Origin of the sequence: Aquamicrobium aerolatum DSM 21857 (assembly GCF_900113935.1) — a bacterium.
Lineage (GTDB): Bacteria > Pseudomonadota > Alphaproteobacteria > Rhizobiales > Rhizobiaceae > Aerobium > Aerobium aerolatum.
Genome location: NZ_FORF01000005.1, coordinates 161,120 through 183,464, shown reverse-complemented (window position 1 = coordinate 183,464; position 22,345 = coordinate 161,120). Strand labels below are relative to the sequence as shown.

Here is a 22,345-nt window from a genome sequence, read left to right as displayed (position 1 = left end):
GGCGCTACATCTCGACGTCGTAGTAGCCTAGCGCTTCCTCAAGCTCGGTCTCTTCGTAGCCGAAATGCGAGACGACGAAGCTTTCGAGCGTCTCGAACGCGGATCGCAGGGTGGCGAAGGCGTCGGGGCTTGGGTTTTCCATCACCGTCATGGCAGCTTCTTCCACGGCTACAATGTAGTCGTGGATGACGCCGTGTTCGGCGACGAGACGTTCCACGACCTTACGGATGCCCTCGTCAGCTTGTGACGAGATGACGGGGAAAAGGTAGCGGTCCTCGATAGAGTGGTGGCCGGTCAGGATCTGGCAGCTCTGGCCGCATATATTTCCGAACACGCGATAATTATGCCGCATATCCATCTCGGACAATGCGCCTTCCAGTTCTCCCAGCTGCTTTTCACCGGCGGCGACCTTTTCCATGATCTCGCGCGCATGCGCCATCTGGCGCAGATGCATCTTGTGATAAAGCGACAGGCGACGACCATGCCGCCGCTGGTGGTGGGTTATCCCTGCGATTGACGGTGCTTTTGGCCGGGTGGTGGGGTCGAGAAGATCAATCGTGTGGGTCATTGCAGCGCCTATTTCGGTCCCAACGGTGTGTTCTGGAAACCTTGGTATATATTGGAGACTTACGTTAAGATCGTAATGTCGGCATCTTGATGCAAGACGGTACCTTTAGCTCACCGGAGTTACCTCGATGAAACCGCAAATCGCCCACAACAGTGTCGACTGCCGGCATGTGAAGCAGCTGCTCAACCGTATCGGTGGCAAGTGGACAGTGCTGATCGTCACGCGGTTGAGCCGTGGCCCGATGCGGTTTTCGGAGTTGAAGCGCGACATCAGCGAGATCAGCCAGAAGATGCTGACGTCGACATTGCGCGATCTGGAAGAAGACGGCTTCGTGCGCCGAGCTGTGACGCCGAGCATTCCGCCGCGCGTCGACTATGAACTGACCGATCTGGGGCACGATCTGCTGGGACCACTCGATGCGCTGGGTGCGTGGGCAGTCAAGAACAAGGATCGTGTCGAGGAAGCGCGGCAACGCTACCGGGCTTTGCAGCCCGGTAGGTAGTTTCGTGCGGCTGGGTTAATTCGCCGCCAGTTCCGGCTTGCGCTGGTGGCTGGTCACGAGATCCGCAAAGCGACGGAACAGCGCGTGGGAGTCCTGCGAGCCGGGCGAAGCCTCTGGGTGGTACTGCACTGAGAACACCGGCTTGCCAGCGAGCGACAGGCCGCAGTTGGAACCGTCAAACAGCGAAACGTGAGTCTCTTCAACGCCTTCCGGCAATGTCTGCGTGTCGACCGCGAAGCCGTGGTTCATCGAGACGATCTCGACCTTACCAGTCAGTCGGTCCTGCACTGGGTGGTTCGCGCCGTGGTGTCCCTGATGCATCTTGACGGTCTTACCGCCGAGCGCGAGCGCAAGGATCTGGTGGCCAAGGCAGATGCCGAAGATCGGCAGGTCAGCCTTGAGCAGATCCTGGATCACCGGCACCGCATATTCCGCAGTGGCTGCCGGGTCGCCGGGGCCGTTGGACAGGAACACGCCATCGGGGTTCATTGACAGGATGGTGGCAGCGTCGGTTTGGGCTGGCACGACGGTGACCTTGGCGCCGAGCCCGGCAAGCAGGCGCAGGATGTTGCGCTTCACGCCATAGTCGACAGCAACGATGTGCATCGTCGGCTCACCCGCCGTCGCGCCATAACCTTCGTCCCAGACCCAGGGCGTTTCGGTCCAGCTCGATGACTGGCCGGACGTGACGTCCTCGGCAAGATCGAGGCCGACGAGACCGCTCCAGGACTTCGCCATCTGCGTCAGCGCAGGAATGTCGAAGACGCCCTCGGGGTTGTGGGCGATGACTGCGTTCAGCGCACCCTTTTCACGAATCAGCGCCGTGAGCGCGCGCGTGTCGACACCGCTCATGGCAATGATGCCGCGCTTCTCGAGCCAGTCGGCGAAATGCGCGGAGGAACGGTAGTTTGACGGGTTGGTGATATCGGCTTTCAGAATCGTACCAACCGCACCCGAGCGGGAGACAGGGTTCAGATCCTCGACGTCTTCGTCGTTGGTGCCGATATTGCCGATATGCGGGAAGGTGAAGGTGACGATCTGTCCGGCATAGGACGGATCGGTCAGGATTTCCTGGTAGCCGGTCAGTGCAGTGTTGAAGCAGACTTCGGCGACCACCTGGCCGACAGCGCCGATGCCAGTGCCCTCGATGACCGTTCCGTCAGCCAGAACGAGCACGGCGGTTGCCTTATTCTTGGTCCAGGGCGCGGTCGTGATTTCGTTGGTCTGGGACATCGCCATTCTCCGTTGGTGAAGGGCGCGCTTGAAATCGTCCCGTGATAGGAACATATCGCGCGTGCCTGTGCGCGGCCGGAGCCGTTGCTTCTGTCGCGCAGCGTTTTAGATAGTGTCGAGCGGTCAATAGGTGAAGGTATCGGCGCGGTCAATGATCGGCGGGCAACGCTCAGCAAGAAAAGGATATGACATGCGCGAGACAGTGACGAATGCCCTCAAGGACGCGATGCGGAACAAGGACAAGGACCGGCTTTCGACCTTGCGAATGGTCAACGCCGCATTCCAGGATCGCGACATCGCCAACCGTGGGGTCGGCAAGGGTGCTGCGGACAGTGACGAGCTTTTGCAGATCCTCACCAAGATGGTGAAGCAGCGCGAAGAATCAGCCAAGGCCTATACCGATGGCGGACGCCCTGAGCTTGCCGACAAGGAACGCGCCGAGATCGAGATTCTGCGCGAATTTCTTCCAGTGCAGATGAGTGAGGACGAAGCCCGCGCTGCCATCGCCGCAGCGGTCAAGGAAGTCGGCGCGGAAAGCGTCAAGGACATGGGCAAGGTGATGGCCGAACTTAAGGCGCGGTACACAGGGCAGATGGATTTTTCCAAGGCCAGTGGCATCATCAAACAGCTGCTCGGCTGACACGGCGCGCACGGGCCAGCGCCCGTCGCGATCGCTCATTGAACCCTGTGCCCAGCCGGGCATAGGGTGAGATGGGAGGACGTTCGCAATGAGCCAGATTGATGATCCGTTCGAAGGGAAGGGTGCCCTGAAGCCGTGGCGCAAGGTCGAGCGGGAACGACTGATCGCTGCGCGGCTCGCTCTGCCAGCAGATGTACGTAACGCTCATGCTGCAATCATCGCCGAGAAGCTTGATGCGAGGCTCGGTGATGCCAGCGGTAAGGTGATTGCGATCTACTGGCCATTTCGCGGCGAGCCCGACCTGCGTGGCTGGGCCGGCAAGATGTCAGACCAAGGCGCAACGATTGCGTTGCCGGTTGTCGTCGAAAAAGCCGCGCCGCTGGTTTTTCGCAGCTGGAAGGCCGGTGAAAAGCTCGAAAAGGGCGTGTGGAACATCCCGATTCCCGCAGAGGGTGCCGTGGTCATCCCGGATGTCGTCATATCGCCGGTCGTCGGTTTCGATGGCAGGAACTATCGCCTTGGCTATGGCGGTGGCTTTTACGACCGCACGCTGGCCGCGCTTGCGCGCAGGCCAGTCGTAATCGGAGTCGGTTACGAGCTTCAGCGTATTGCCACGATCCATCCACAACCGCACGACATCGCGATGGACGTCGTTCTCACCGAGGCGGACTGACCGCTATACGGTAGCGGGCAGAAGCCGCGTGGTGCCGAGAACGCCTTCCTCTTCCAGAACCGGATAGGCGAGCGAAGCCAGAAGCGAGTTGATCTGCTTCAGGTCGCGGATCGTGTCGAGATGGAGCGAACTGGTCTCAAGGCTCTTCTTGGCGCCCTTGCGCAGACGTTCGAAATGGCTCTGGCTGGTAATGCGCTCAAGGTCACGCAGCCGGTCTTTCTCACGAACAAGCTGGAGCGCTGTCGCCGGATCGCGCGTGATCAGCACGTTGAAGGCGAGGCGCGCATTTGCCAGCACCGACGCGTGGAGATTGGACAATTCGCGCCAACCCTCCGGGGTGAAGGTCAGGCCTCGGTCCAGCTTCTTGCGCACATGCACCAGCATGTTGCGCACGATGATGTCGCCAACCTGTTCGAGCTTGACGCAGGCATCGAGCAATTCGGCTGTGCGCTGTTCCTCTTCCTCATTCATCGCTTCTGGCGGAATGCGGGCGAGATAAAGCTTGATCGCAGCATGTTTGCGATCAACCCGGTCGTCGAGTGAGGCCAGCGCGTCGATCTGCTCCCGCTCAGGGTCATCATAAAGCTCCATGATGTTCTTCAGCATGACTTCCACGGTTTCGCAGACGCCGACCACAGCGCGGGTGACGTTGGCAAGTGCGCGTGAAGGGCTGCCCAGGGCGTCCGGGTCGAGCGCGCTCGCCTCGCGATCTTCAAGTGCGGCCGATGGAGGAGGGGCCGCATAAGCTTGCAAAGATTCAAGGCTGCGCGTGACCAGTCCGGCAAATGGCATCCCGAGTAGCACCAGAAATACGTTGAACAGGATGTGCGTGTGGACGATCTGCAGCGCAGGTGTCGATCCGATCATCTCCATCGGTGGATCGAACAGCGTAAGCGCCAACAAGGCGATGACCGCGCCGATCGCACGGATCACAAGGTTGCCGAGCGGTACGGTCCGGCTGGGCGCGGGCATAGTGCGCGACAGCATTGCGGCAATCAGACCGCCACCCAGATTTGCGCCAAGGACGAGCACGATGCCAAGCTCTGCTGGAACCAGTCCGCGCATTGCCAGGGCGGCAACGAGCAGAATGAACGCAACGCTGGAGTGGAACAGCCAGGTGCCAATTGCCGCAAGGAAAAACGCGGTGATCGGATCTTCGGAAAGGTAGCCGACGATGACCGGGAGAATTTCGCTCTCGCGCAGGGGTTCGGAGGCGCTGCCGATCAGTTGCAGCGACAGGATCAGCAGACCGACGCCAACAAGGATGCGCCCCAACTGCTGCCAGGCTCGGCGCTCTGTGGCGAGGAAGATGGCAGTGCCAAAGAAGAGCGCGAGCGGCGCGACGGCGGACAGGTTGAAGCTCAGAAGTTTGACCACTAGCGCAGAGCCGAGATCGGCGCCCAGCACTGCCACCAGCCCGGTGGCCGCAGGCACGATGCCGGAGCCGGCGAAAGAGCCGACAAGCAGCGACACGGCTGTTGCGCTTTGCAGGCAGATGGCAAGACCAGCGCCCGCAATCACGGCCAGCAACGGATTACGAAATGTGTGACGCAGCTTTCGTCGCAGCACATCGCCATAGGCGCGCTCGACCCCTGTGCGAACCATGCGGGTCGCCCATAGGAGCAGCGCAATCGCGCCGGCAAGATGCACCAGAACAGCAGAGCCTGTCATAAAAAGAGCCTCGTGGCAAAAGTGCCAAGCGCTCTTGTATGACCAGATTCGACGTAATGCAAAGGCTCAGACTCGAAGCGCATTCATGCCAACATATGTTAGCCGAATAAACTTTCAACTGGCGTCTTTTCATCTTGCCTTGGGCAGAGCATCTCGCAGCCCGCCCGTTGAGCGTCAATTCATTGTCAGGCGCCGACCGGGTGCGCAATTGCGTGATGGTGAGCTGCCGGGAGTGGCGCAAGGTCGACACGGTGCGACGGCCGGCCCAGCAGATAGCCCTGGCCGATCTGGCAGAATTCATCGGCGAGAAATTTCAGTTCCTCGCTTGTTTCTACGCCTTCCGCAAGAACCGGCAGCCCAAGCCCGCGCCCGATGCCCAGCACTGCCTTGACGATGGTTGCCGCCTGCGGGTTCGTGTCCACCGAGCGGATGAAAGATCCGTCGATCTTGATCTTGTCGAACGGAAATGCGCGCAGGTTTGAGAGCGACGAATAGCCGGTGCCGAAGTCGTCCATGGCCACCCTGACGCCAAGCGCCTTGATCTGGCGCAGCGCAATCAGCGCGCGGTTCATGTCCCGCACAAGCGCTGTTTCGGTGATTTCGATCTCAAGCCTGTTTGCAGGCAGGCCGGTGCGCGCGAGGATCGTTCGCACGTCGTGAGCAAAGCTGGCGTAGTGAAGCTGAACCGGTGAAACGTTGACCGCAACCGAGATGTGATCGGGCCAGGTAGCAGCTTCACGACACGCTTCCTCCATCACCCAACGGCCGATGGGGACGATGGCGCCGCTGTCTTCTGCCACCGGGATGAAGGTCGCCGGGGATATATTGCCGCTCTCTGCCCTGTTCCAGCGTAGCAAGGCCTCGAAGCCGATGGTCTCGCCGGTGTCGAGGCGCTTCTGGGGCTGATAGACGAGAGACATTTCATCGCGTGAGATGGCGTGACGAAGGTCATGTTCCATGATCCGGCGAGAACGGATGGCGCGCCCCATGCTGGCGTCAAAACGACGCCAGGTGTCCCTGCCGTCACCTTTGGCGCAGTAGAGCGCGGCATCGCCGTGGCTGATCAGGTCGCTGGCGTCGGTGGCATCAGAAGGACAGATGGCAATGCCGATACTGGTGGAAACCAGATTTTCTGTTGCTGCAGTGCCGCGCTGCTCGCGCATCGTCGCAAGAATCTTGCGCGCGACGTCATCCGCTTCCGACGGATTGGCAAGATCGGGCAGCAAAATGGCGAACTCGTCGCCGCCGAGCCGCGCAAACAACTGGCGCTCGCTCAGAACAGAGCCGACACTGGCGGCAACCTGCTGCAAGACCGCATCACCGGCAGCATGTCCGAAGAGATCGTTGATCTCTTTGAAGCGGTCGAGATCGAGGCAAAGGAGGCCGAGATAGCGGTGCGTCTTCTTGCGATGGAGAACGATCTCCTCCTCAAGACGCTCATTGAAGGCACGGCGATTGGGCAGGCCGGTGAGCATGTCGTGCATTGCGAGATGGCGAATATCGGCTTCAGCTTTCCGGCGTTCACGCAGGTCGCGGACTGCATAGACTGTATGCGGCACACCATCATATGTGATGTCACGCTCGATAATTTCGACGGGCAGGCGTGAGCCATCTTTGCGCTGAACGGCAGCTTCGACGCGTTCGCGCCCCACTGCGTCCGATTCCACCGGCACGAGTTCGCAGAAGCGTTGATGGACGATCTCGCCAAGCGGCCTGCCGCTCATGGCGACGAAACTGGCATTCGCCGTGACAACCATGCCATCACGGCACACGACAAGCCCTTCCACAGCGGCATTGACCAGATCACGCATGCGCTGTTCTTCAGCGTGATTGCGCTGTAGGTCACGGATCGAGATCCACAGTGCAATTGCAGAGAACAGAAGGATGGCGAACGCGGCGAGTGCAACGCCCAGTGCCAACAGGGTCGGCGAGATCGATGCGGGTGGAATGTCGATGGCAGCATCGGGCTGGATCGTGACTGCGGCCATCGCGATGAAATGCAGGCCACAGATGCCGAGGGTCAGGAATGTGCCGGCCAGCCATTGCTGGCCCCGACGTACCTTGCCAAGCGCGGTTTGAATTGCGAGGGCGCCGAAGATGACTGCTGCCAGTAGCGAAGCCGCGACGTAAAGCTGATCCCATGCAAGAGCACCGGGAACCTTGTAGGCGGCCATGCCGATGAAATGCATGCCTGCTATGCCCGCGCCAATGAGAGAGCCGCCGACGAGACGGTGGTCTACGGTGTCTTTCGATGTTGCGACCGTGACGCCGGCTCCGGTGAGCGCAAGGGCGACGGCAAGGGAAAGAACCGTGAGAGGGCCGTCATAGGCTGAAGGCAGCGCGGGTGCGAAGGCCAGCATGGCGATGAAATGGGTCGCCCAGATGCCGAAGCCGGTGGCAGCAGTGGTCAGTACCATCCACGCATAGCGCCCGTTGCCGGTGCTGGCATTCAGATGGCGAAGGAGATTGACGGTGGTGAAGGAGGAGATCGCGCAGATGATTGCCGCAAGGACAACCAGCCTCAAATCATGCTCATTCACAATACAATTGTATATAGTCAGCATCGATAGCTGGTCCCGGCAAAAAAAGCTGGTTCAATCCGCTATTTTGAGTTCATTGAGAATTGTTTAAATCAGAGCCTGCGGACCATGGCCCCATGCGAATAATGGTTGGTGATTGCCGGTGGGGATTGGCAGTTGAGAGTCGCATGAACATGCAACCGTGCCTATATGGCCGGTCTGTGAGGCTTTGACGATGCGCTTTTCACCTTCATTTCTGGATGAGATACGAGACCGCGTGCCAATTTCGGCCGTGGTGGGACTGCGCGTGACCTGGGACAAGCGCAAGACCAACACGTCTCGCGGCGACTGGTGGGCGTGCTGCCCCTTTCATGGTGAAAAGTCGCCGTCCTTTCACTGCGAGGATCGCAAGGGGCGTTACCATTGCTTCGGCTGCGGTGCCTCGGGCGACCATTTCAAGTTCCTGACCGAACTGGACGGCATGAGTTTTCCGGAGGCGGTCGAGCGCATCGCCGAGATGGCCGGCGTGGCGATGCCGGAGCGCGATGTGATGGCGGAGCGGCGCGAACAGCAGCGCGCATCGCTGACCGACGTGATGGAAATGGCGACGGCATTCTTTCAGGATCGGCTGCAAAGCTCTGACGGTGCAAAGGCACGCGCCTATCTGCGCGAACGCGGGCTGAACTCGGTGACCCAGCAATCATTCCGACTCGGCTATGCGCCGGAAGCGCGCAACGCCCTGAAAGAGCATCTGGCGGCACGGGGTGCCTCGCGCGATCAGATCGAGGCTTGTGGGCTGGTGGTCCACGGTCCGGATGTGCCGGTTTCCTACGACCGGTTTCGGGATCGTGTGATGTTTCCCATCGAGGATTCGCGGGGGCGCGTGATCGCGTTCGGCGGACGGGCTCTGTCGCGCGATGCTCTGGCGAAATATCTCAATTCGAACGACACGGAGCTCTTCCACAAGGGCAATGTCCTCTACAATTTTGCGCGTGCGCGGCGTGCGCAACAGAAGGTCGGTACGGTCATCGCCGTAGAGGGTTATATGGACGTGATCGCGCTGGCTCAGGCCGGCTTCGAGAATGTCGTGGCCCCACTGGGAACTGCGCTGACCGAAAATCAGCTGGAACTTTTATGGCGGATGACCGGCGAGCCGATCCTGTGCTTCGACGGTGACCAGGCCGGACTGAAAGCAGCATGGCGTGCAGCCGATCTGGCGCTGCCAGGCATCGCGGCTGGCAGAACGTTGCGTTTTGCGCTGTTGCCCGAAGGGCAGGACCCGGACGACCTCGTCAAGAATAGTGGTCCTGAAGGGTTTCGCGAGGTGCTGGCACAGGCGCGACCTCTCGCCGAGCTGTTATGGCTGCGCGAGACCTCCGGCGGTGTTTTCGATACGCCAGAGCGGCGTGCCGAGTTGGAAAAGAACTTGCGGGAATTGACAACGCGGATTCGTGACGAAGATGTGCGACGTCACTACCAGCAGGACATGCGCGAGCGTGTGCAGACATTTTTCGGGCGCGCGCCGTCCGGTCAGCGGGGACGGTTTGGCAATCAGGACCGCGGCAACTTTGCCGGGCGGCCAAAACCGGGCCAGGCAAGTGGACGTTTTGCCGTCAGCGAGAGTCTCGCGCGTTCGGCTCTGGTGCGCACCGGTGGTGGCCCATTGCCGCCACGCGAAACGGTGATGCTGGTGGCGATGATCAATCATCCGGCGCTGCTTGAAGAGCATTTTGATGCATTTGAGGAGATGAGCCTGCCGCATCCCGATCTGCGCCGGCTTCATGCGGTTGTGCTCGACGTCATGGCACATGCCGAACAGCACGATCGCGAGGCGTTGATCAAGGCGATTGGCGAGGCGGGCGTTGACGAAGCATGGGAGGCATCGCTGGCACTGGTACGCCGGATGCGGGCATGGACCGCGTTGGAAGATGCGGCACTCGACGACGTTCGCGAAGCTTTCGGCCAGGCGGCGGCGCTCTATTCGCGTGCGCGTGAGTTGCGCCAGCAACGCACCAGCGTTCAGGCCGCGCTCGCGGAGGCTGTCGAGCGGGGGGAGGAAGAAGCTGCCCAGCATCTGTTGCAGGTGCTGAACACGATCAGCATGGACATCGCCAATGTCGAGCAACTGGATGCTCTCGTGGAAGGATTTGGTGTCTCTTCCGGTCGGGTGCAGACATAGACTGGCATTATCAGCCGGCTCCCCTTGTTAACGGGCGAGGGGCATCTACATTAGATGGGCATCGCGATGCCTCCGCGATGTAAATTCGGTCATATCGCCCCAAAAGAGCAATTGATTCGCTTTTTTCATCCGAATCTGGTTTGAGCGGCTTGACCTTCCGTCGGAATGACGGAATCAGGGCGATTGGAGCATTCTGCGGGCATTTCGCGCCGCGCGTGCAAAGGACGATGGGCTTGGTGGACGGATCGGGGCGCCGACCATATATAAGCCGACAGTGTCAGGGTTAATCGGGAATTAAGGTGAAGCAGCTATCGCGATTCTGACGCGAGTGAAACCGGTTTCACAACGTCGGCAAAGGCTTTGAAAAGCCTGAGCCTTTGCTTCCCTCTTGGAGAAAATACGACATGGCGACAAAAGAGAAGGAAGAGGTCGAGAACGAGCGCGAAGGCACGACCGACGGGCCTCTCCTCGACCTTTCCGACGATGCTGTCAAGAAGATGATCAAGCTCGCGAAAAAGCGCGGGTATGTCACCATGGACGAGCTGAATGCCGTTCTGCCCTCGGAGGAAGTGACCTCCGAGCAGATTGAGGACACCATGGCGATGCTGTCCGACATGGGCATCAATGTGGTGGAAGACGACGAGGCGGGCGAAGAGGCTGCTGAAGACAACGCAGGCGGCGAAGAAGAAGAAGCCAACGAGCTGGCCGAGCAGACCGGCACCGCTGTTGCCGCGCCTGTCAAAAAAGAGCCGACCGACCGCACCGACGACCCCGTTCGAATGTATCTGCGCGAGATGGGTTCGGTGGAGCTTCTGTCTCGCGAGGGCGAAATCGCCATCGCCAAGCGCATCGAGGCTGGTCGCGAAACCATGATCGCAGGGCTTTGCGAAAGCCCGCTGACCTTCCAGGCAATCATCATCTGGCGCGAAGAACTCAACGAAGCAAAAATTCTGCTGCGTGAGATCATCGATCTGGAAGCCACTTATGCCGGCCCGGAAGCAAAGCAGGCTCCGGCTGTCGAGCGTGTCGATGAAGACGCCAAGCCGAAAGCCGATGAGAAGGGCCGTCGCCGCGAAGACGACGATGTGACCAATGTCGGCGGCGATACGCGTGGCGAGGACGACGACGACGAAGAGGATGAAGTCAACCTGTCGCTGGCGGCTATGGAAGCCGAATTGCGTCCGCAGGTGATGGAGACGCTCGACGTCATCGCGTCGACCTACAAGAAGTTGCGCAAGCTGCAGGACCAGCAGGTCGAGGCGCGTCTTGCCGCGACCGGGTCGCTGTCGTCGAGCCAGGAGCGTTCCTACAAGCAGTTGAAGGAACAGCTGATCACGGCGGTGAAGTCGCTGTCGCTCAACAACGCCCGTATCGAGGCGCTGGTCGAACAGCTCTACGACATCAACAAGCGTCTGGTTCAGAACGAAGGGCGTCTGCTCCGTCTGGCTGAAAGCTATGGCGTGCGCCGCGAGGACTTCCTCAAGGAATATCAGGGCAGCGAGCTTGATCCGAACTGGATGAAGTCGATCGCCAACCTGTCGAGCCGTGGCTGGAAAGAATTCTACCAGAACGAGAAGGACACGATCCGCGACATCCGTGGCGAGATCCAGAACCTTGCGACCGAGACGGCAATCTCGATCCTCGAGTTCCGCAAGATCGTCAACCAGGTCCAGAAGGGCGAGCGCGAAGCCGCAATCGCCAAAAAGGAAATGGTCGAGGCAAACCTGCGTCTCGTGATCTCGATCGCCAAGAAGTACACGAACCGTGGTCTGCAGTTCCTTGATCTCATTCAGGAAGGCAACATCGGCCTGATGAAGGCGGTGGACAAGTTCGAGTACCGTCGCGGCTACAAGTTCTCGACCTACGCAACGTGGTGGATTCGTCAGGCGATCACGCGTTCGATCGCGGACCAGGCCCGCACGATCCGTATTCCGGTGCACATGATCGAGACGATCAACAAGATCGTCCGTACCTCGCGCCAGATGCTGCACGAGATCGGCCGCGAGCCGACCCCGGAAGAACTGGCTGAAAAGCTGGCCATGCCGCTTGAAAAGGTCCGCAAGGTTCTGAAGATCGCCAAGGAGCCGATCTCGCTTGAAACCCCGGTGGGTGACGAGGAGGATTCACACCTCGGCGATTTCATCGAGGACAAGATGGCGATCCTGCCGATCGACGCGGCTATCCAGGCGAATCTGCGCGAGACCACCACGCGCGTTCTCGCCTCGCTTACGCCACGCGAAGAGCGTGTGCTGCGCATGCGCTTCGGCATCGGCATGAACACCGACCACACGCTGGAAGAAGTCGGCCAGCAGTTCTCGGTGACGCGTGAGCGTATTCGTCAGATCGAGGCAAAGGCGCTGCGCAAGCTGAAGCACCCAAGCCGCAGCCGCAAACTGCGGAGCTTCCTCGACAGCTAAGAGCATCAAAACCCGGCCATCGCGCCGGGTTTTTTGTGTCTTGAGGGCGCTCGACATTCGACGTGATGCCCAACGCGGAAATTGTTGCTGCGCGCGCCGAGGGCGTGGTTTACAATTTTTCCCGCCTGGGGCGTTCGCCACTGGGCGATCAGTAACAGAGCCGAACCCATGAACGACTACACACAGGCCGGCGCTTCGTCCGGCGCTCCCCTTGTGCGCGATGCGACTGAATCGGATATGGCGCAGGTGCAGGAGATCTACGCCGGCCACGTGTTGCACGGGCTGGCTACCTTCGAAGAGATCCCGCCCAACGTTGCTGAGATGCTGAGCCGGCGTGATGCCGTGTTGGCTGCCGGGTTGCCGTATCTGGTTGCTGAAAGTCAGGGACTGGTGCTGGGGTATGCCTATGCGACGGCTTATCGACCGCGCCCAGCCTACCGCTATACGATTGAGGACTCGGTTTACGTTCGCCCCGGCCATGTCGGCAAAGGCGTTGGGAGTGCGCTTCTGCTACAGCTGATCGAACGTTGCGAGGCTGGCCCTTGGCGGCAGATGCTCGCCGTGATCGGCGACCGTGACAATGCCGGTTCGATAGGGCTGCATCGCAGTCTGGGTTTCCAGGCGGCGGGTGTGCAGCGTTCGGTCGGGTTCAAGCTGGGGCGGTGGGTCGATACGATTCAGATGCAGAGGGCGCTGGGCAAGGGCGATACTGTCGCGCCGGAATAAGGTTAGGATGAAGGCAGGCGAAGGGTCGTCTGCCGAGGGAGAAGATTACATGCTCACGCTTTACTATGCGCGCGGAACGATTGCGCTGGCTCCACACATCGCGCTGGAGGAGGCAGGTGCCGACTATGTGGCGAAACTGGTCGATTTTGCGAATGCACAGCAAAGAACGCCGGACTACCTTTCGATCAATCCAAAGGGCCGGGTTCCCGCGTTGGTGACGCCGCGTGGCATTCTGACCGAGACGCCGGCAATTCTCGCCTATATCGCGGAGATTTTCCCTGGCGCAGCGTTGGCGCCATTGAGTAATCTGTTCGCTTTCGCGCAGATGCAGGCTTTCAACGCCTATCTGGCGTCGACACTGCATGTTGCCCACGCCCATGGGCCACGGGCCTCGCGATGGGCTGACGACGAAGCGGCACAGGCGGAAATGAAGCGCAAGGTGCCGGAAGTGGTGACCGATTGTTTCGAGATGATCGAAACGGAAATGCTGCGCGGGCCGTGGGTGATGGGAGATGCCTATTCGGTAGCAGACGCGTATCTGTTTGCTGTGGCACGGTGGATCGAGATGGATAATGTCGACACCAGCCGTATCCCGCGCGTGATGGAGCATCGCCAGCGGATGATGGAACGCCCGGCGGTGGCGCGGGCATTGACCGCGCACGTGTCGGCGTAAGTCTGCGTAAACAGGGGCGTGAGGTTTTCCTTCGTGCCCGGGTGGGACTATAAAGGCTCAGGCAGTATCAGGTGACGCGGCGCGCCTGACGAGAATGGAGAGCATACCTCATGTCGTTCTGGAAGAAACTCTTCGGCGGTAGCGGCGAAGCGCGGGGCAAGGACGAGCCGGCTGCTGAGGCAATCGAGCACAATGGCTTCACGATTGTCGCGACACCCTTCGTCGAAGGCGGTCAGTACCAGACCTGCGGCGTCATCTCCAAGGAGATCGATGGCGAGCTGAAACAGCACAAATTCATCCGAGCAGACCGGTTTGCTTCGAAGGAGGATGCTATCGATGTCACGCAACGCAAGGCACGCCAGATCATCGACGAGCAGGGCGAGCGGATCTTTCAGTGATCTGAGCCGGGCGGGCGCGCTGGCCGCAGCAATTGTGCTTTTGAGCGGCTGTGCCGTCTATGGCGGAGCTGGCGCGGCGCGGATTAGCGACGGTACCGCGACAATATCTTCGGCCAGCGCGCGCGTCGGTCCTGAGGGCGTCTCCGCCCGCTCGCAGCGTAGCGTTCATCAGTTAAGGCCGGTATTTTAGACCGGCCCGGAGGAGGGATCGATCATGTCATTGCAAGGCAAGACGGTGTTCATTTCGGGCGGATCGCGGGGCATTGGCCTCGCCATCGCTCTGCGTGCAGCGCAGGACGGCGCGAATGTAACCATCGCAGCCAAGACGGCACAGCCACATCCAAAGCTGCCTGGGACGATCTATACTGCGGCGGAAGACATCGAGAAGGTGGGCGGCAAGGCGCTGCCGATCCTGTGTGACATCCGCGAGGAAGAGCAGGTAGCGGATGCCGTCGCCAAGACCGTGGAAACGTTCGGCGGTATCGACATCTGCATTAACAACGCCAGCGCCATCAACCTCACGGGTACGCTGGAAACCGATATGAAACGCTATGATCTGATGCACCAGATCAATACGCGCGGCACGTTTCTTGTTTCGAAAATGTGCATTCCGTACCTGAAGTTGGCGCAAAATCCTCATATTTTGAATCTGGCGCCGCCGCTCGACATGCAGCCCAAGTGGTTTGGCAATCACGTTGCCTACACGATGGCCAAATACGGCATGTCGATGTGCACGCTCGGCATGAGCGCCGAGTTTGCGCGCGACGGTATTGCGGTCAACTCGCTATGGCCGCTGACGGCTATCGACACGGCTGCCGTCCGCAATCTTTTGGGCGGAGAGGCTGTCTCGTCAATGAGCCGTTCGCCGGCGATCATGGCGGACGCGGCTTATGCCATTCTCAATCGCCCCTCGCGCGACTGCACCGGTAATTTCTTTATCGATGAGGAAGTGCTGAAAGCTGAAGGCGTGACAGACTTTTCCGTCTACGCGCCCGGCGCGACCGGACCATTGGCGGCCGATTTCTTTGTGCCGGACGAAGTTTTCGAGAACTCGGACACGAAGGTGGTGAGGTCGTTTGGGTAGGGATGTGAGGCAGTCGGCAGTGGGCAATAGGTAGTGCGGATTCCCATTGCCGATTGCCTACTGCCCATTCCCCATTAAAAAGCCCGGCCATCAATGATGACCGGGCTTTTCGCCTTATCCCCTTTTCAGGGGACGGGGCAGGGAAGGGTTACCGCGCTTGCGCGACAGGGGCGACAAGCGGGGTGATACGACGCATCGCTACGCGGCGGTTCTCACGCTCGGGAGCCTGGCTGTTCACCTTGAGATAGCGCTCGCCATAGCCTTGAGTGACGAGGTTTTCCGGCGGGATCCCGAATACGTTGGTCAGCGCCGCCGCAACAGATTCCGCTCGGCGATCCGACAGCGCGAGATTCGCCTGATCAGACCCCACAGCATCGGTGTGGCCTTCGATCAGGAAGGTCTCGGCAGGATTGCGCTCCAGCAGGCGTGCCATCGCGTCGGCGACTGATTCCAGACGGCCGATCTCGCTCTCCGAGATGGTCGCAGCACCAAATTCGAAGGTGATGGTGTCCATGTCCACGCGACGGACGCTGTCACGCACGCGCGCAGAATATTTGACTTCATCGATCGAATAGAGCCGACGGATCGGTTCGACGGGCGGTTGCTCGAAGAACTCGTAATAATCCTCCGGCTCCTGTGCGCGACGGGCATCCAGAATGTACTCGTCACGCGGAATGTCGATCCGCAGCGGGGGCAGATCGCGGGCAGGATCGCGCCACTGACGACGCTCGCCACGGTCGCGTTCGCGTTCACGGTCTTCTGCGTAGACCAGCACGTATTCATGGCCGTCCGGGGTGATCCGCGAGCGACGAACGACATCGCCATAGCGGTCGCGAATGGTGACGACCTGGACGCCATTTGGCCGCGTCACAGTCTCGCGAGTCCGGCCACGCGGCAACTCTTCGTAGTAGACCTCCGACGCGTCGCGTCCGATGCGGTCGCGATCATCACTCTGCACGATCGTCTGGCCGCCAAATTGCAGGATGATGCGGTCGCCGATCTCGCCAAGGACATCAGCGCCTTCGCGGCGTTCCCGGCGTTCGCTTCTACGCTCGATCCGGCGGCCTTCTTCTGCACGCAGCGGCTGGACTTCCACCGGAGCTTCAAGCTGCTGCGCTTCGGCATCGGTAGCTGGAGGCGGAGTGGCAGGCTGTGCCGGGGCTGTGGGGGCAGCCTCTGCGGCAGGCGCAGGCTGACCGGTTTCGCCTTCTTTCTGGCTGTCAAACAGCGGAGCTTCCTTCTCGGGAGCTGGAGCCGGAGCCACAGGTGCAGGCTCCGCCGGGGCTGGCGCAGCCGGTGCAGCTTCAGATGGCGTCGGTGCGGCAGGTTGCGCCGGTGTTTCGGCTGCAGGTTGCTCTGCTGGAGCTGGTGCTGCCGGTTGGGCCTCAGGTGTCGGAGCAGCTTGCGGGGTCTCCTGGGCGGGCGGCGTCTCGGGCACTGGAGGTTGTTCCGGCGTCGGAGCCGGTTCCTCTGCGGCAGGTGCCGTCTCTGCTGGCGGTGTGGCCGGCGCTTCCTGCGGGACCGGCGGCTGCGCGGGTGTGGGCTCAGCTGGGGCTTCCTGCGGAGCTGGAGGTGCTTCCGGTGTGGCTGGCTCCTCTACCGGGGGCGGAGCAGGCTGCTCGGGAGCGGGCGCAGGTTCTTCGGCCGGAGGAGGTGCGGGTTGTTCTGCAGGTTCTTCCACTGGTGGCGCGGGCTCATCGACTTCCGATTCCGGGGCCGACTGCTGCTCGGCCGGGGCGCTGTCGCCCTCTTGCTGCTGGCGGCGGCGCAGCTCTTCCTCGCTCAGCTCCTCATCCGCCTGTGCCAGAAATATCTGGCCGTGCGCGATGCGAGCATCCACGACTGAAGGGGATCCTGGGCGCTGGGGCGCTGCGATGCCACTGCCTGCGGCCATCACCAGAGCCAGCGCGGTGCCAGTCAAGATCCGTGTTTGCTTTTTCATCGTGGTCAACTCCTATGGGCTGGTCGTCCTTCAGCACGGGAACTATGTACGCTCCAGATGGTTCCAGATCGACCGAAACAGGGCCATAGACGGGCAAGCGCATGGCGAAAGCGTGACCATGCATCAAGGGACCTTGACCCGAGGTGCCCGTATGTCCCAAACGGGCAGCATGATGGATGCATTCTGGACTGAAAAGACTTTGGAGGAAATGTCGCCGCAGGAGTGGGAGCTTCTGTGCGATGGGTGCGGCAAGTGCTGTCTTGCGAAGCTTGAGGATGAAGACGACGGGACAATTTACTGGACCAGCGTCGGCTGCCGGCTTTTCAACGCCGAGACGTGCAGTTGCCGCGATTATCCCAATCGTCTGGCAACTGTCCCTGACTGCGTCGGCCTGACACCCGAGAAGGTGCGCACGATTCCTTGGCTTCCTTCGACCTGCGCCTATCGCCTCGTGGCAGAGGGCCGGGATCTCTATTGGTGGCACCATTTGGTTTCTGGGAGCCGCGGCACCGTCCATGAAGCGGGCGTTTCCGTACGCGGCAAGGTGACGGCCTGCGAGACCGAGCTTGCCGAGCCGGAAGACTATTTCGAGCACATGCTGGACGACGAGCCATGACCAGCACAATCAGGAGGGATTTTTATGAGTGAAGCTGACACAAACGCCCTGATCGAACGCTACATCGCCGCATTCAACGCCGGTGACAGCGAGGGCATGCTGGCCTGCCTGACGGAGGACGTGGCCCACGACCTCAACGAAGGCGGCCGCGAAATCGGCAAGGACAAGTTCCGTTGGTTCAACGGGATGATGAGCAAGCACTACCACGAGACGCTTGCAGACGTTGTGATCATGGTCGGGCAGGGCGGAACCCGCGCAGCCGCAGAATTCACCGTGCACGGCAAGTATCTTGCGACAGCCGAAGGCCTCCCCGAAGCCAACGGCCAGCGCTACACGCTGCCAGCCGGCATTTTCTTCGACATCGATGATGGCAAGATTTCGCGGGTGACGACCTACTACAATCTTGCCGAATGGACGGCACAGGTCAGCAAGGGCTGACACTGATGGATGTGCGCCGACTGAGCCGCACCGAAGCTGAAGCCGCGCTGGACGATCTTGCACGGCTTCGCATCGAGGTCTTTCACGACTTTCCCTATCTCTATGAGGGGGATATCGACTACGAGCGCCGGTATCTGTCGACCTATATGGAATCGGCGGGGTCGGTGATTGTCGGTGCGTTCGACGGGGCGGAACTGGTTGGCGCCGCCACCGCTGCACCGCTGACCGAACATTTTGAGGAATTCGCGGAACCGTTTGCCGCGCGTGGCCTCGACCCTGCCAGCTTCTTCTATTTCGGCGAATCCGTGCTGCGCAAAACCTATCGTGGCCGGGGCGTTGGCGTGCGCTTTTTTGAGGATCGCGAGCGCGCGGCGCGTGAATCAGGCTATAGCGCGTGTGTTTTCTCGTCCGTCATCCGTCCCGCCGACCACCCGCTGCGCCCTGTAGGCTACAAGCCGCTGGACGAATTCTGGGTTCACCGCGGCTATTCCCGCATCGATGGGCATACCACCGGCTTTTCCTGGTGCGATGTCGGCGAGACAGACGAAACCGTCAAGCCGATGGAATTTTGGGCGCGCCAGCTTCCCAGCTAATGCAGGGCTCTACGGCGATTTTGGCGCGAACCTGAACCGAGAATGAATGTCTGGTTCGAAACCTGTTCAGAGTCTGGGCGTTAGGGTGCTCTTATTCGAACCACCGGCACCCCAACAGCCACGGAGAAGCACCATGTTCAAGTTTTTCAAGATTGCCGCCCTGTCAGCCTTTGTCGGCCTTGGTGCGCTCGCCGCCGTTCCTGCCACTGCGCAGGCGCAGAGCGGGGGTGTCTATCTGGGCTTCGGCAACCAGGGCCCGACCCTTGGCATCCAGTTCGACGACCGCGGTCGCCATGATATGCGTGACAGGGGCTGGCGCGACCATCGCGGTCCGGATCGCCGCTACCGCGAACGTGGTTGCTCGGTTCGTGAGGCCGTGAACAAGGCGGAACGTATGGGTCTTCGCCGGGCTCGCGTCATCAGCGAAAACCGCCGCGTTGTGCGCGTAGAAGGCCGCGGCCATGGTCGCCGATCGGCAGTCATCACTTTCGCTAATGATCGTGGCTGCCCGGTCATCCGCTGAACTGGCCATGAAACAAACAAGGCCAGCTTGCTGAGCTGGCCTTAGATTGATTGCAAACCCCGTCATTTTTGGCGGGGTTTTATGCTGGTATCAGCTGCTGGAGCGTCAGGCGTTTATGACCTGCAGTACGGGCCAATTGGCCTGATTTCCGCATGCATTCTCGAGAAATCAAGCGCCTTCGACTATCGAAAAGCCTTCAAAGCGCGGAGACTCGATGTAACTTGGCTTCTGGTCCCCTGCGTTTTTGTGAGAATCTCGGAAGCTTTGAGATTTCGTCCATGCAGTGAAGTCGTCCTGGCTCTCCCAGACTGTGTGTGATGCATAGAGCGTGTAGCCTTCAGCTTCGTGGGTGGCACCACGCAGAAGATGGAATTCGCGAAACCCCTTCATCGATGAAAGGGACGAATCGCGATTGCGCCACACATCTTCGAAATCTGTCTCAAGGCCGATTTTGACTTTGAACCTGTTCATGGCGATGTACATCAGGCAAAACTCCTAACGTGAGAACGCGATCGGAAGACTGAATGTCCAGTTGGCGCGACCGGACGCTTCCGGGATCGGCGGGAAAGGTGCTGCGCGATTGACGGTTGCAAGTGCAGCCTGATCAAGCTGCTGCGAGCCCGAGCCGCGAGCGATTCGTACGCCACTGACGCTACCATTACGACTGACGGTGAAACTTACCAATACCTCGCCACGGTCACGTGCACGGGTTGATCGCGCAGCGCGCGTCAGCTTCCTTGCGACCTGTCCGGGGTAATTTGAAACTGCAGCGTTACCCACCTCGCTCGCGCGCTGATTTCCAGTATTCTGGTTCGCAGCCCGGCCTTGGGCAGAACCTTGCGCCGTGCCGCGGCGCGTGTCGGCATTGTTCTGGCCTGAATTGCCGGACGCCGCCGGGCGACGTTCCCGCTGACGAGTGACTTCCTGCTTGGGTTTTGGCTGTGGCTTTGCCTGCTGTTCGACTTTTTTCGGAGCTTCCGGACGATTGGTCGGAAGCGGTACATGAACGAGCGCTGCGACCTCCAGCTCAATCTCATCGACCGGTTCGACAATTTCCTGTTGGACAGGAATGACCGATTCCGGAACGACGATTGCTTCGTTCTCGACCGGTGACAGTGCCGCGACTTCGACTTCCGACGCTGCTTCGGCAAGGCGTGAAACGGCCACTTCAACCGGTTTCGCGATAACCGGCTCCACCGCCTCCGTCACGTCAATGGCTTCCACAACATCTGGCTGAGCTGATTCTACCGGCTCGGCATGGACCGGTTCCACTGCTTCGGCGATATCCCCGCTGGAAACCTGGTCGACTTCGGTAAAGCCCAGGGCGGCGAGATCCACTTCGATGGCCGGGCCACCGGCTATCTGGATGACGGGCTCCTCGGGCGCCCGCAGTGCCAGCCATGCTGCGCCAGCATGGGCGGTCGTCATGATGAAGGCAGCGGTGCACCAAAGCGCAATCTGGCGACCCGAGGTGCGACGCAGTTGATTTGACCAGGCAATGTCAGCAGGACAATTCATGACTACTGGCCTTGTTCCGTCGCTGGCTGTTCGGTCGCTGCAGCACCGGGGCTTGCATCGAGCCCGACCAACGCAATCTTGGTGTATCCTGCCATTCGAATGAGGTTCATGATGTTCATGAGGTCGCCATAGGCGACAACCTTGTCGGCTCGCAGGAAAACACGCGCGTCAGTGTCGCCATTGGTGGCACCGCGAATTGCCTCACCCAGTTCAAGATGGGTCACGGTATTGTTTCCAACCGCAACGCGCAGATCGTCCTGAATGGTCACATAGAGGGGCTCGTCTGGGCGCGGCTGTGCCTGGGCATTGGATGCAGGCAGGTCGACATTGATATCGACAGTGGCAAGTGGCGCTGCCACCATGAAAATGATCAGCAGGACCAGCATGACGTCAATGAACGGCGTAACATTGATCTCGTGGCTTTCAACCAGATCGTCATCGCCGCCGGACTTCAGGCTCCCTGCCATGATCGTTTCCTCAAATCCCGCGGCCAGCTGCGCGTGCGCTGGCTATAACGGCGCTAGGTGTTCCGGTGGCCTTGCGATCCAGGTCGCGGCTGATAAGCCTCTCCACCGCAGCAGACGTGTCCGCAAGCATCAGGCGATATCCTGCAATGGAGCGCGTGAAAGCGTTGTAGATCATCACGGCCGGAATCGCGGCAACAAGACCGAGTGCCGTTGCAAGCAATGCCTCGGCAATACCAGGTGCGACAATGGCAAGGTTGGTCGTTTGCGACTGGCTGATGCCAATAAACGAATTCATGATGCCCCAGACAGTGCCAAACAGGCCTACGAACGGCGCGATTGACCCGACAGTGGCCAGAATGCCGGTGCCGCGTGTCATGCGACGTGATGCCTGAGCCTCGATGCGACCAAGATGTGACGCGATGCGCTCCTTGAGGCCGGTTGCTGCTTCTGGGCTCCAGCCGTTGGCAAACATGGCAGCCGACATGACGGTCTCGTGTCCGGCAGCGCGTACAAGGAGTGATGCTGGTCCACCGTTCCCCGTCTCGATGGCACGGCCTGCTTCCTCAAGGCTTGTTGAGGCGATGATCTTTTCGAGCGCGTTGCCAAGAGTTCGTCTTGCCGCCGCGAGCTCGATCGTCTTGGCAAGCCAGATCGTCCATGTTGCCAAAGATGCAAGGGCAAGCCCGATCATCACGGCTTTGACAACCCAGTCTGCCGCCATGAACATTCCCCAGGGAGACAAATCATGGGGAAGCGTGGAGATTTGCGGAGACTGGCCTTCCAGAGCCTGAGCAGGTTCAGTGAAAAGCTGCAGCTGTTGCGCTTCAGCGCCGCCCAAAGTGACAAAAATTGCCCCGACGACGACCAAAAAGGCGGCTGCTGAACGAAATCTCGAAGATCGGTCTGTCATCTTTTTACTAAGTCTACTATGTTTGTCATGTTTACGAGCCCATGCCGTGGTTGTC

At 60.2% G+C, this 22,345-nt stretch carries 22 protein-coding genes; 13 read left to right on the top strand and 9 right to left on the bottom strand.

Annotated elements, in window-relative coordinates; translation table 11 throughout:
• Positions 1–4 precede the first annotated feature (4 nt).
• On the bottom strand, positions 5–568 hold the full coding sequence (locus BMZ42_RS06030) for a hemerythrin domain-containing protein (RefSeq protein ID WP_091519838.1): 564 nt from the start codon (positions 566–568) through the stop codon (positions 5–7).
• Positions 569–695: 127 nt separating this feature from the next.
• On the opposite strand from BMZ42_RS06030, the gene BMZ42_RS06025 reads away from it, so the two are divergent.
• Positions 696–1,070 (top strand): winged helix-turn-helix transcriptional regulator, encoded by a 375-nt coding sequence (locus BMZ42_RS06025; RefSeq protein ID WP_091519836.1) that lies wholly within the window; start codon positions 696–698, stop codon positions 1,068–1,070.
• Positions 1,071–1,085: 15 nt separating this feature from the next.
• Here the strand turns inward: BMZ42_RS06025 and carA are convergent, their stop codons facing one another.
• On the bottom strand, positions 1,086–2,303 hold the full coding sequence (carA, locus tag BMZ42_RS06020) for a glutamine-hydrolyzing carbamoyl-phosphate synthase small subunit (protein WP_091519834.1): 1,218 nt from the start codon (positions 2,301–2,303) through the stop codon (positions 1,086–1,088).
• A gap of 190 nt (positions 2,304–2,493) precedes the next feature.
• Here carA and BMZ42_RS06015 point away from each other — a divergent pair, with 190 nt between their 5' ends.
• Both BMZ42_RS06015 and BMZ42_RS06010 read left to right on the top strand, forming a co-directional pair.
• Positions 2,494–2,943 (top strand): GatB/YqeY domain-containing protein, encoded by a 450-nt coding sequence (locus BMZ42_RS06015; protein WP_091519911.1) that lies wholly within the window; start codon positions 2,494–2,496, stop codon positions 2,941–2,943.
• 88 nt (positions 2,944–3,031) lie between these two features.
• Positions 3,032–3,616 carry a 5-formyltetrahydrofolate cyclo-ligase gene (locus BMZ42_RS06010; protein WP_091519832.1) on the top strand — a complete coding sequence of 195 codons (585 nt, stop codon included), beginning with the start codon at positions 3,032–3,034 and terminating at the stop codon, positions 3,614–3,616.
• 3 nt (positions 3,617–3,619) lie between these two features.
• Here BMZ42_RS06010 and BMZ42_RS06005 read toward each other — a convergent pair whose 3' ends face one another.
• Positions 3,620–5,287, bottom strand: a complete 1,668-nt coding sequence (locus BMZ42_RS06005; RefSeq protein WP_091519829.1) for a Na/Pi cotransporter family protein — start codon at positions 5,285–5,287, stop codon at positions 3,620–3,622.
• Positions 5,288–5,472: 185 nt separating this feature from the next.
• On the bottom strand, positions 5,473–7,812 hold the full coding sequence (locus BMZ42_RS06000) for a bifunctional diguanylate cyclase/phosphodiesterase (protein WP_244523174.1): 2,340 nt from the start codon (positions 7,810–7,812) through the stop codon (positions 5,473–5,475).
• Positions 7,813–8,041: 229 nt separating this feature from the next.
• On the opposite strand from BMZ42_RS06000, the gene dnaG reads away from it, so the two are divergent.
• From dnaG to BMZ42_RS05970, 6 genes are all read left to right on the top strand, one after another.
• The gene (gene dnaG, locus BMZ42_RS05995; protein WP_091519825.1) at positions 8,042–9,985 is read left to right on the top strand and encodes a DNA primase; all 1,944 of its coding nucleotides are present in this window, start codon (positions 8,042–8,044) and stop codon (positions 9,983–9,985) included.
• A 404-nt stretch (positions 9,986–10,389) separates the two neighbouring features.
• Positions 10,390–12,402, top strand: coding sequence for an RNA polymerase sigma factor RpoD (gene rpoD, locus BMZ42_RS05990; RefSeq protein WP_091519822.1), 2,013 nt, complete (start codon positions 10,390–10,392; stop codon positions 12,400–12,402).
• A 168-nt stretch (positions 12,403–12,570) separates the two neighbouring features.
• Entirely contained in the window at positions 12,571–13,128 is a 558-nt protein-coding gene (locus BMZ42_RS05985) for a GNAT family N-acetyltransferase (protein ID WP_091519819.1), read from the top strand.
• A 49-nt stretch (positions 13,129–13,177) separates the two neighbouring features.
• Complete coding sequence (locus BMZ42_RS05980) at positions 13,178–13,801, top strand: glutathione S-transferase family protein (protein WP_091519909.1); 624 nt, start codon at positions 13,178–13,180, stop codon at positions 13,799–13,801.
• A gap of 110 nt (positions 13,802–13,911) precedes the next feature.
• Positions 13,912–14,199: an HlyU family transcriptional regulator gene (locus BMZ42_RS05975; protein ID WP_091519818.1), complete on the top strand. Its 288-nt coding sequence runs from the start codon at positions 13,912–13,914 to the stop codon at positions 14,197–14,199.
• A gap of 214 nt (positions 14,200–14,413) precedes the next feature.
• Positions 14,414–15,283, top strand: coding sequence for an SDR family oxidoreductase (locus BMZ42_RS05970; RefSeq protein ID WP_091519815.1), 870 nt, complete (start codon positions 14,414–14,416; stop codon positions 15,281–15,283).
• Positions 15,284–15,431: 148 nt separating this feature from the next.
• Here BMZ42_RS05970 and BMZ42_RS05965 read toward each other — a convergent pair whose 3' ends face one another.
• Positions 15,432–17,225: an OmpA family protein gene (locus BMZ42_RS05965; RefSeq protein ID WP_091519812.1), complete on the bottom strand. Its 1,794-nt coding sequence runs from the start codon at positions 17,223–17,225 to the stop codon at positions 15,432–15,434.
• Positions 17,226–17,376: 151 nt separating this feature from the next.
• Between BMZ42_RS05965 and BMZ42_RS05960 the strand changes: the two genes are divergently transcribed.
• From BMZ42_RS05960 to BMZ42_RS05945, 4 genes are all read left to right on the top strand, one after another.
• Positions 17,377–17,841 (top strand): YcgN family cysteine cluster protein, encoded by a 465-nt coding sequence (locus tag BMZ42_RS05960; protein ID WP_420492451.1) that lies wholly within the window; start codon positions 17,377–17,379, stop codon positions 17,839–17,841.
• Positions 17,842–17,865: 24 nt separating this feature from the next.
• Complete coding sequence (locus BMZ42_RS05955) at positions 17,866–18,279, top strand: ketosteroid isomerase-related protein (RefSeq protein WP_091519810.1); 414 nt, start codon at positions 17,866–17,868, stop codon at positions 18,277–18,279.
• Entirely contained in the window at positions 18,252–18,872 is a 621-nt protein-coding gene (locus tag BMZ42_RS05950) for a GNAT family N-acetyltransferase (RefSeq protein WP_244523173.1), read from the top strand. The genes BMZ42_RS05955 and BMZ42_RS05950 overlap by 28 nt, the downstream gene beginning before the upstream one ends.
• Positions 18,873–19,005: 133 nt before the next feature.
• Positions 19,006–19,395 carry a hypothetical protein gene (locus tag BMZ42_RS05945; RefSeq protein WP_091519808.1) on the top strand — a complete coding sequence of 130 codons (390 nt, stop codon included), beginning with the start codon at positions 19,006–19,008 and terminating at the stop codon, positions 19,393–19,395.
• Positions 19,396–19,563: 168 nt separating this feature from the next.
• Here the strand turns inward: BMZ42_RS05945 and hmuQ are convergent, their stop codons facing one another.
• Genes hmuQ through exbB form a run of 4 tightly spaced genes read right to left on the bottom strand, consistent with a single transcriptional unit; the run spans position 19,564 to position 22,290 of the window.
• Positions 19,564–19,878: a heme-degrading protein HmuQ gene (gene hmuQ, locus BMZ42_RS05940; RefSeq protein ID WP_091519805.1), complete on the bottom strand. Its 315-nt coding sequence runs from the start codon at positions 19,876–19,878 to the stop codon at positions 19,564–19,566.
• 12 nt (positions 19,879–19,890) lie between these two features.
• A complete protein-coding gene (tolA, locus tag BMZ42_RS05935) occupies positions 19,891–20,913 on the bottom strand; it encodes a cell envelope integrity protein TolA (protein WP_091519803.1) in 1,023 nt (340 codons plus the stop codon).
• A 2-nt stretch (positions 20,914–20,915) separates the two neighbouring features.
• Positions 20,916–21,380 (bottom strand): TonB system transport protein ExbD, encoded by a 465-nt coding sequence (exbD, locus tag BMZ42_RS05930; RefSeq protein ID WP_091519801.1) that lies wholly within the window; start codon positions 21,378–21,380, stop codon positions 20,916–20,918.
• Between the two features lie 10 nt (positions 21,381–21,390).
• Positions 21,391–22,290 carry a tonB-system energizer ExbB gene (exbB, locus tag BMZ42_RS05925; RefSeq protein ID WP_091519799.1) on the bottom strand — a complete coding sequence of 300 codons (900 nt, stop codon included), beginning with the start codon at positions 22,288–22,290 and terminating at the stop codon, positions 21,391–21,393.
• Between the last annotated feature and the right edge of the window lie 55 nt (positions 22,291–22,345).